Source organism: Streptomyces recifensis (assembly GCF_002154615.1).
Lineage (GTDB): Bacteria > Actinomycetota > Actinomycetes > Streptomycetales > Streptomycetaceae > Streptomyces > Streptomyces griseoluteus.
In genome coordinates, this window is the sequence record NZ_MUNH01000317.1 from 1 (window position 1) to 8,933 (window position 8,933).

At 73.2% G+C, this 8,933-nt stretch carries 7 protein-coding genes; 2 read left to right on the top strand and 5 right to left on the bottom strand.

Annotated features, from left to right (window positions below):
- The coding region (locus CCN33_RS17695; protein ID WP_086694566.1) for an outer membrane protein assembly factor BamB family protein at window positions 1–849 on the top strand (849 nt) is incomplete at its 5' end.
- Window positions 850–972: 123 nt separating this feature from the next.
- On the opposite strand, the gene CCN33_RS17700 is transcribed toward CCN33_RS17695, so the two are convergent.
- From CCN33_RS17700 to CCN33_RS17720, 5 genes are all read right to left on the bottom strand, one after another.
- On the bottom strand, window positions 973–1,164 hold the full coding sequence (locus CCN33_RS17700) for a hypothetical protein (RefSeq protein ID WP_086694560.1): 192 nt from the start codon (window positions 1,162–1,164) through the stop codon (window positions 973–975).
- A gap of 224 nt (window positions 1,165–1,388) precedes the next feature.
- A complete protein-coding gene (locus CCN33_RS17705) occupies window positions 1,389–3,794 on the bottom strand; it encodes a tetratricopeptide repeat protein (protein WP_086694561.1) in 2,406 nt (801 codons plus the stop codon).
- Window positions 3,791–4,810: an ATP-binding cassette domain-containing protein gene (locus CCN33_RS17710; protein ID WP_086694562.1), complete on the bottom strand. Its 1,020-nt coding sequence runs from the start codon at window positions 4,808–4,810 to the stop codon at window positions 3,791–3,793. Before CCN33_RS17710 ends, CCN33_RS17705 begins: the two co-directional genes overlap by 4 nt.
- Window positions 4,811–4,852: 42 nt before the next feature.
- Window positions 4,853–5,695 (bottom strand): DUF4097 family beta strand repeat-containing protein, encoded by an 843-nt coding sequence (locus CCN33_RS17715; protein ID WP_086694563.1) that lies wholly within the window; start codon window positions 5,693–5,695, stop codon window positions 4,853–4,855.
- Window positions 5,696–5,784: 89 nt separating this feature from the next.
- A complete protein-coding gene (locus CCN33_RS17720; protein WP_086694564.1) occupies window positions 5,785–6,288 on the bottom strand; it encodes a toxin-antitoxin system HicB family antitoxin in 504 nt (167 codons plus the stop codon).
- Window positions 6,289–6,460: 172 nt separating this feature from the next.
- On the opposite strand from CCN33_RS17720, the gene CCN33_RS17725 reads away from it, so the two are divergent.
- Window positions 6,461–8,933: bifunctional FO biosynthesis protein CofGH (locus CCN33_RS17725; protein WP_086694565.1), on the top strand; the 2,473-nt coding region annotated here is incomplete at its 3' end.

The window sequence follows — 8,933 nt, forward strand, 5'->3', positions numbered from 1 at the left end:
CACGGCACGGTCGTCACCGGTACGCGCGGCGGCGGGGTGCAGGCGTGGGAGGCGGCGGCCGGGCGCAAGCTGTGGGAGATCTCCGGCTGCCAGACCGACTTCGAGTCGCCCGAGGCCGGCCCCGCCGTGCACGACGGCACGGTCTACGTCTGGCAGGACGCCCGGCTGCGCGCCCTGGAGGCCCGCACGGGCGACGAGCGCTGGTCCTACCCGATCGGCGACGCGGCGTCCTGCGGCGGAGTCCCCGTACGGGTGACCCCGGCGGCCGACGGCTACGTGTACGTCAGCGCGGGCAGCCGGGTCCTCGCCATCGAGGTGTCGACCGGCCGGGTGCGCTGGCACTTCGAGGCCCCGGCCGTGTTCCTGTCCCCGCCCGCCTTCGTGCCGGGCCCGGCGGTCACCGGCGGCGGGGTCTACCTCGCCGACTACCTCGGCACCGTCTACGCCCTGGACGCCACCGACGGCCGCGACCGCTGGCGCATCGCCACCGAGGCCCGCTCCTCGGTGGAACCGGTGCTGGTCGCGGCCGGGCACGTGCACGTCGGCAGCGGCAAGGGCCTGTACACGCTGGACGCGGTCACCGGCACGCCCAAGTGGCGCTTCCAGGCGGGCGGCGACGTGGTGGGCGCTCCCTCGGTCGCCGAGGGCCGCATCCACTTCGGCTCCACCGACCACCTGCTGTACACCCTCAAGGCCGACGACGGCCGGCTGCGCTGGAAGCTCGCCACCGGTGGCGAGATCACCGGTTCACCGGTGGTCAAGGACGGCGTGGTGTACGCGTGCAGCAAGGACCGGTGCGTGTACGCGCTGGACGCGGAGAAGGGCACCGGGACGGCCCGCACGACCTGAGGGGCGTCCGGAGACACGGAAACGGCCGGGTCCCCCGACCCGGCCGTTCCGTGTTCCCGCGTGAGCCGCGGCGGCTCCCCCTCCGCTCCGCCGCGGCGCACGCCCCCCGTGCGTGTGGTCCGCCTAGCGCGGGTCGCCCACGGTGATGTGGCTCTCCAGCGTGGTGACGTCGTCCAGGTCGCCCTTGACCGTCTTCTCGCCGGTGATGTGGCTCTCCTGCGGAGCGACCTCCGGGGCGGCCGCCGCAGTGGCGCCCCCACCGGTGATGTGGCTCTCCTGAGTGGTGACTTCGTCGGACTTCTTGGCGTCGCTCATCGACGTACTCCGTTGCTCTGAGGTGTGCTGTTGTGGCCGGGGCCGCCCGGCCGCTCCCCCGAGGGCTTCCGGACGGACCCGGTCACAGCCGGCCACCGCGTGGGTGGCCGACGGCACTACCGATCCGCCCGCCCCCGTGACGACGAATCGGCTGTGAGAAGACTGCACGGGCACGATAAACGAACGATGAACGCCGGGTCCCGCGCATTTCCGCGCGGCCGCCGTCAGCCGGTGGCCGCAGGTGACAGCAGTTCCCGCAGGGAGGCCGCCTCCGCCGAGCCCAGCCGGTCGTAGACGCTCAGCGCGTCCGTCCAGCAGGCGCGGGCCCGGTCCGTCTCGCCCAGCGCGTCCAGGGACTTGCCCAGCACGGTGAGGACGCCCGCCCGGCGCCAGTCGCCGCCCACGTGCAGCAGCACCGAGAGGGACTGCTCGGCCAACGCCGCCGCGGCCGCGGGGCGTTCGCCGAGCCGCACCTCGGCGAGCCGGAACAGCGTCATGCCCTCCCAGAGCCGCTGCCGGCTGTCCCGGAAGATGGTCAGCGCCTCGGACAGCCGCGCCTCCGCCTCCTCCGCGCGCCCCGACTCGGCCAGGGCCAGCCCGAGCGCGTAACTGCCGTTGGCGAGGCGGACGGTGAGACCCAGGTGCCGGTAGACGGCGACGCCGGACTCGGCCAGCTCCACCGCGCTGTCCACCCGGCCCATCGACAGGTGCACCCGCGACAGGTTGCACAGCGCGCTCGCCTCGCCCGGCAGGTTGCCGTCGGCGCGGTAGGCGGTGAGGGTGCGCTGGAGGTAGGTCTCGGCCTCGGCGTGCCGGCTGCGGTATGCCGCCACGATCCCGCGCTCGCTGGGCGCGTTGCAGTCGATCCACGGGTCTTCGGCCGCACCGGCCAGCTCCACCGCCCGCTCGGCCTCGGCCTCCGCCTCGTCGAACCGGCCCGCGTTGAGATGCACCTGGGCCAGCGTGGTGCGCGCCCGGCCCTCCACCAGCGCGTTCCCGGCCTCGGCCGCCGCGTCCCGGACGACGGTGGCCGCCGCTCCGAACTGGTGGGCGTTGGCACCCGATTCGGCGAGGTCCTTGGCGACGATCAGCAGGTCCACCGCCCGCCGCAGGCTGCCCTGGGCCACCGACTGCCGTACACAGGCCAGCAGGCAGTCGGCCTCCGCGTACAGCCAGTCCAGGGCGTCCTGGTGCCCGGCGAAGGACAGCCCCTCGTGGTCGTAGGGGTGGAGGTGCTCCACGGTCCGGTCGCCGGGGCGCTCGATGGCGTACACCCGCGCGGCGGTGGCCAGGTAGAAGTCCAGCAGCCGGGAGAGGGCGGCGGCCCGCTCGCCGGGCTCGTGCTCGTCCCGCTCGGCGCACGCGCGCGCGTAGAGCCGTACGAGGTCGTGGAAGCGGTAGCGGCCGGGGGCGGCCGACTCCAGCAGGGAGGTGTCGACCAGCGACTCCAGCAGGTCCTCGGTGTCCTCCGGGCCGAGGTCCAGCAGGGCGGCGGCGGCCGCCAGCGACAGATCGGGGCCGTAGGCGAGGCCCAGCAGCCGGAACGCCCGTGCCTGGGCGGGTTCGAGCTGGCCGTAGCCCAGCTCGAAGGTGGCCTTGACCGCGAGGTCGCCCGCCTGCAGCTCGTCCAGCCGGCGCCGCTCGTCGGCCAGCTTGGCCGCGAGCACCGAGGTGGTCCAGGTGCGGCGGGCGGCGAGCCGGGAGGCGGCGATCCTGATGGCCAGCGGCAGGAACCCGCACGCGGCCACCACGTCCAGCGCGGCCTCCTTCTCGGCCGCGACCCGCTCCTGACCCACGATCTTGGTGAACAGCGCCAGCGCCTCCTCGGGCGACATCACGTCCAGGTCCACCAGATGCGCCCCGGCGAGCCCGACCATCCGCACCCGCGAGGTCACCAGCGCCGCGCACCCCTCGGTGCCGGGCAGCAGCGGTCTGACCTGCGCCGCGTCCTTGGCGTTGTCCAGCAGCACCAGCACCCGGCGCCCGTCCAGCACCGACCGGTACAGCGCGGCCCGCTCCTCCAGCGACTCCGGCACCGCCGAGTCCGCCGTGCCGAGCGCCCGCAGGAACGAGCCGAGCACGGTCTGGGGCTCGGCCGGGCGGGGGCCCGCCCCCTGGAGGTCCACGTAGAGCTGGCCGTCGGGGAAGGCGGCCCTGGCGAACGCGACGGCCGCGAGGAACCCGGCCGCCGCCAGCCACTCCAGCGGGGTCGCGTCCGGCCGGAAGCCGAGGGCGAGCGCCACTCCGATCACCAGGACCAGGCTCACCATCGTCTGGAGGACGCTGCCGATGACATGCCCGGTCATGAACGACGAGCGGGTGATGTTCATGGTGCGGAAGCGGTTGATGATGCCCTCGGTCATGTCCGAGCAGACCGCGATCGAGGTCGACATCGCCCCGGCCGCCACCCCCATCACGACGACTCCGGGGACCAGGTACTCCAGATAGGCGTCCCGGCCGCCGCCCATCCCGCCGCCGATCGCGCCCCCGAAGGCGTACACGAACAGCAGCAGCATCAGGATCGGCAGCATGGAACTGCCGAGCGAGACGGCCGGGTAGCGGACGGCGTGCTTGACGTTGCGCCGCAGCATCGTCATCGAGTCGTGCACGGCGTAGCCGAGGGTGCTCATCGCTGGGTCTCCTTGACGGTCTCGTCGGTGTCGGTGTGGAGCGGGGTGCCGGTGGTGCCCTGGCCGGTGAGCGCGAGGAACACGTCGTCCAGGTCGGGGGTGTGCACGGAGAACCCGGCCGCCCGCACCCCGGCCGCGTCGAGCCGGTCCAGCAGGGCGCGCAGGGCGTCCAGACCGCCATCGCCGGCCACCCGGAGGGCGAGGTTCTCGTCGTCCCGTGCCGCGCCGGGAAAGGCCGCCGCCGCGCGCTCGTACTCGTCGGGTCCGGTGAACCGCAGCCGGACGTGGGCGCCGGGGATACGGGCCTTCAGCTCGTCGGCGGTGCCCTCGGCGACGATCCGGCCGCCGTCGAGGACGGCGATCCGGTCGGCCAACTGGTCGGCCTCCTCCAGGTACTGGGTGGTGAGGAAGACCGTGGTGCCGCCCGCGACCAGCGTGCGGACGGTGTCCCACATGGTCCGGCGGCTGCGCGGGTCGAGCCCGGTCGTCGGCTCGTCCAGGAAGATCACCTGCGGATCGCCGACCAGGGTCATGGCGAGGTCGAGCCTGCGCCGCATGCCGCCGGAGAAGGTCGCGGCCCGCTTGTCCGCCACGTCCGCGATGTCGAACCGCTCCAGCAACTCCCTGGTCCGGGACCGGCCCTCGCGTTTGCCGAGGCGGAGCAGGTCGGCCATGAGGAGGAGGTTCTCCTCGGCGGTGAGCAGATCGTCCAGCGCGGCGAACTGGCCGGTGACGCCGATCGCGGAACGCACGCCGTCCGGCGCGGTGGTGATGTCGTGGCCCGCGATCCGGGCCTCGCCGCCGTCGGGGGCGACGAGGGTGGAGAGGATCTGGACGGTGGTGGTCTTCCCGGCGCCGTTCGGCCCGAGCAGGGCGAACACGGTCCCGGCGGGGATGCGCAGGTCGATGCCGTCCAGCACGGTCTTGTCGCCGTACGACTTGCGCAGGCCGGTGACGGAGACGGCGGGGTTGTCGGCGGCGGCTTTTCTGGGCGTGGGCATGACAGAAGAGGGCATGGGGCCCTCCTGAGGGCTGGAGTGGGAAGAGGGGGGCGGTGCTCAGGCGTGGGCGCGCAGGATGTCGATGTTGCCCCAGTTGGTGCGGGCGTGGATCTTGACCGTGTCCTCGGTGTGCTCCGGCGCCCCGGCGCAGGTGAGCGCGTTGCGCACCTGTCCGTGGGCGGAGCTGACGTCGAGCCAGGCGGCGGTGCCCTCGCGGACGCCGATCTCGATGGAGCCGTGTGCGGTCTCCAACTGGACCTCACCGCGCGCCACTTCGGCGACGCGCAGCGGACCGTTGCTGGTGGTCCCGGTGACGGACGCCTCGGTGCGGCCGATGTCGATGCCTCCGTTGGCTCCGCTGACGCGGAGATCCCCGGTGACGGCCTTGAGGACCGTGGCGCCGTTGGTGTTCTTCAGGACTGCGGGGCCGTCGATGGTGCCGACGCGGATGGTGCCGCTGCTGCTGGTGATCTCGGCGGCGCCGTCGACCCGGTCCACGGTGACCGAGCCGTGGGCCACGGTCAGCTTCAGCGGGCCGGTGGCGTCGAGGCGTACGTCGCCGGTGGAGGTCTTCACCCTGACCTCGCCCAGCCGGCCCTCACCGAGCACCTGGGTCCAGGAGCCGGTGACCTCGGCGGAGGAGCCGGTGGGCAGGTGGACGGTGACGTCGACCAGACCGGAGGGGCCGATGAGCAGCCGCTCGCGGGTCCGGACGGTCAGGGCGCCGGCGGCGAACCCGACCTCGGTCTGCTCGGCGGCCCGTACGTCCTTGTCCCGCTCGGGGTCGCGGGGCGCGACCTCGACCACGGTGTCCGGACGGTCGCCGGCCGCGAGCCGGAGGGAACCGGCGCCGATGTGCGCGGTGACGGCGATGGGCTGAGGGGTGTCGAAAGAAGGCATGGCTGTCCCGTCCTCTTGGCTCGTCAGGTCGTCCCCGCAGGTCAGGGACGTGAAGGTGGGTGAGAAGTGGAGCGGTGGCGCGGTGCTGGCTAGCGCACCCAGCCCGTGAAGCTCTGGCCGATCGTGCGGGTCTTCTCCGCCGGGCGCGGCCGGCTGGTGCCGTCGACCGCCGCCGAGACGGCGCGCACCAGCCAGGCGTTGACCGACAGGCCCTCGCGTCCCGCCGCCTCCTCGGCGCGCGCCTTGAGGTGCGCCGGGAGCCGGAGGTTGACGCGGGCGGTGCCGCCCTCGTCGGCCTCGGGAACCGGCTGAGGCGTGACGGGGGCCGCTTCCACGGGAGCGGACTCGGCCGGGGGCGTGGTGACGACGAACTCGGGGTCCAGACCGCGCAGCCGTACGTCGACCGAGCCGGGGGCCAGCTCGCGGGTGATCTCGTCCATCGCGGCGGAGAGCACGTGGAGCATGGTCAGGCGGGTCGCCGACTCCAGCGGGGCGGTGAGCCGCTCGGCCAGCTCGCGCGCCTCCTCGCCGCCGGCCTCGGCGGCCACCGCGAGTTCCCGGCGGAGGGTGTCGACATACGGGGTGAGGTCCATGGCGTTAGCTTGGCACCATTGTGGCGCCATGGCAACCCCTATTGGCGCCACATGGCGCCGAGTGGTGTCACGTGGCGCCACCCGTGGTGCCGCGCGGGTACCACGGGGACGTCGCAGGGCCCGCCCGAAAAGCGCCCGTAGCTCACGATCACGCCGAACGTATGCTCAGGGAATGACGACTTCCGCGACCCCCGGAACCGGCCCCACCGAGAACTCCATGCGTCGCGCCCTCAAACGTGCCCGTGACGGCGTCGCCCTCGACGTCTCCGAGGCGGCGGTGCTGCTCCAGGCCCGCGGCGAGGCCCTCGACGACCTCACCGCCTCCGCCGCACGGGTACGGGACGCGGGACTCGACGCGGCGGGGCGGCCCGGAGTCATCACGTACTCGAAGAGTGTCTTCGTTCCGCTGACCCGGCTGTGCCGCGACAAGTGCCACTACTGCACCTTCGTCACCGTCCCCGGCAAGCTGCGCCGCGCCGGCCACGGGATGTTCATGTCGCCGGACGAGGTGCTGGACATCGCCCGCAAGGGTGCCGCCCTCGGCTGCAAGGAAGCGCTCATCACCCTCGGCGACAAGCCCGAGGACCGCTGGCCCGAGGCGCGCGAGTGGCTCGACGCGCACGGCTACGACGACACGATCGCCTACGTACGCGCCATCTCCATCCGCATCCTGGAGGAGACCGGCCTGCTGCCCCACCTCAACCCCGGCGTCATGAGCTGGACCGACTTCCAGCGGCTCAAGCCGGTCGCGCCGAGCATGGGCATGATGCTGGAGACCACCGCCGAGCGCCTCTGGTCCGAGCCCGGCGGCCCGCACCACGGCTCCCCGGACAAGGAACCCGCCGTACGGCTGCGGGTGCTGGAGGACGCCGGCCGCTCCTCCGTGCCCTTCACCTCCGGGCTGCTGATCGGCATCGGGGAGACCTACGAGGAGCGCGCGGAGTCGCTGTTCGCGCTGCGCAAGGTCTCCCGCGCCTACCACGGCGTCCAGGAGCTGATCATCCAGAACTTCCGCGCCAAGCCGGACACCGCGATGCGCGGGATGCCGGACGCCGAGCTGGACGAGCTGATCGCCACCGTCGCCGTCGCCCGGCACATCATGGGGCCGGCCGCCTGCCTCCAGGCCCCGCCGAACCTGGTCGACAGCGAGTACGAGCGGCTGATCGGCGCGGGCATCGACGACTGGGGCGGGGTCTCGCCGCTCACCATCGACCACGTCAACCCCGAGCGCCCCTGGCCGCAGATCGAGGAGCTGACCGAGCGGTCCCGCGCGGCCGGCTTCGAGCTGCGGGAACGACTGTGCGTGTACCCGGAGTTCGTCCGCAGGGGCGAACCCTGGCTGGACCCCCGGCTGCGCCCGCACGTGGCCGCCCTGGCCGACCCGGAGACCGGCCTCGCCCGGCCCGGCGTACTCCCCGAGGGCCTGCCCTGGCAGGAGCCGGAGGAGGTGTTCACCGCCACCGGCCGCACCGACCTGCACGCCTCCATCGACACCGAGGGCCGTACCTCCGACCGGCGCGACGACTTCGACGAGGTGTACGGCGACTGGGCCGAGCTGCGCGAGGCCGCCGCCCCCGGCATGGTGCCCGAGCGCATCGACACCGACGTCCGCGAGGCCCTGCGCACGGCCGCCGACGACCCGACGAAGCTGACCGACGCGGAGGCGCTCGCGCTGCTGCACGCGGACGGCGCGGCGCTGGACGCGGTGTGCCGGATCGCGGACGACGTGCGCGAGTCGGTGGTCGGGGACGACGTCACGTACATCGTCACCAGGAACATCAACTTCACCAACGTCTGCTACACCGGCTGCCGTTTCTGCGCCTTCGCCCAGCGGCGCACCGACGCCGACGCCTACACCCTCTCCCTGGGCCAGGTCGCGGACCGGGCCCAGCAGGCGTGGGAGGTGGGCGCGGTGGAGGTCTGCATGCAGGGCGGCATCCACCCGGACCTGCCCGGCACCGCCTACTTCGACATCGCGCGGGCGGTGAAGGAGCGGGTGCCCGGCATGCACGTGCACGCCTTCTCGCCGATGGAGGTCGTCAACGGGGCGACCCGGACCGGGATGTCCGTCCGGGAGTGGCTGACGGCGGCCAAGGAGGCGGGGCTCGACTCGGTGCCGGGCACGGCGGCGGAGATCCTGGACGACGAGGTGCGCTGGGTGCTGACCAAGGGCAAGCTGCCCACGGCCACCTGGACCGAGGTCATCACCACCGCGCACGAGCTGGGCATCCGCTCCTCGTCCACGATGATGTACGGCCATGTCGACCAGCCCCGGCACTGGCTGGGCCACCTGCGCACGCTGGCCGGAATCCAGCGGCGGACGGGCGGTTTCACGGAGTTCGTGACGCTGCCGTTCATCCACACCAACGCGCCGGTCTACCTCGCGGGCATCGCGCGCCCGGGCCCGACCATGCGGGACAACCGCGCGGTCACCGCCATGGCCCGGCTCCTGCTGCACCCCTGGATTCCCAACATCCAGACGAGCTGGGTCAAGCTCGGCACGGAGGGCGCGGCCGAGATGCTGCGCTCCGGCGCGAACGACCTGGGCGGCACGCTGATGGAGGAGACGATCTCCCGGATGGCGGGCTCGTCGTACGGCTCGTACAAGTCCGTGCGGGACCTGGAGGCGGTCGCGGAGGCGGCCG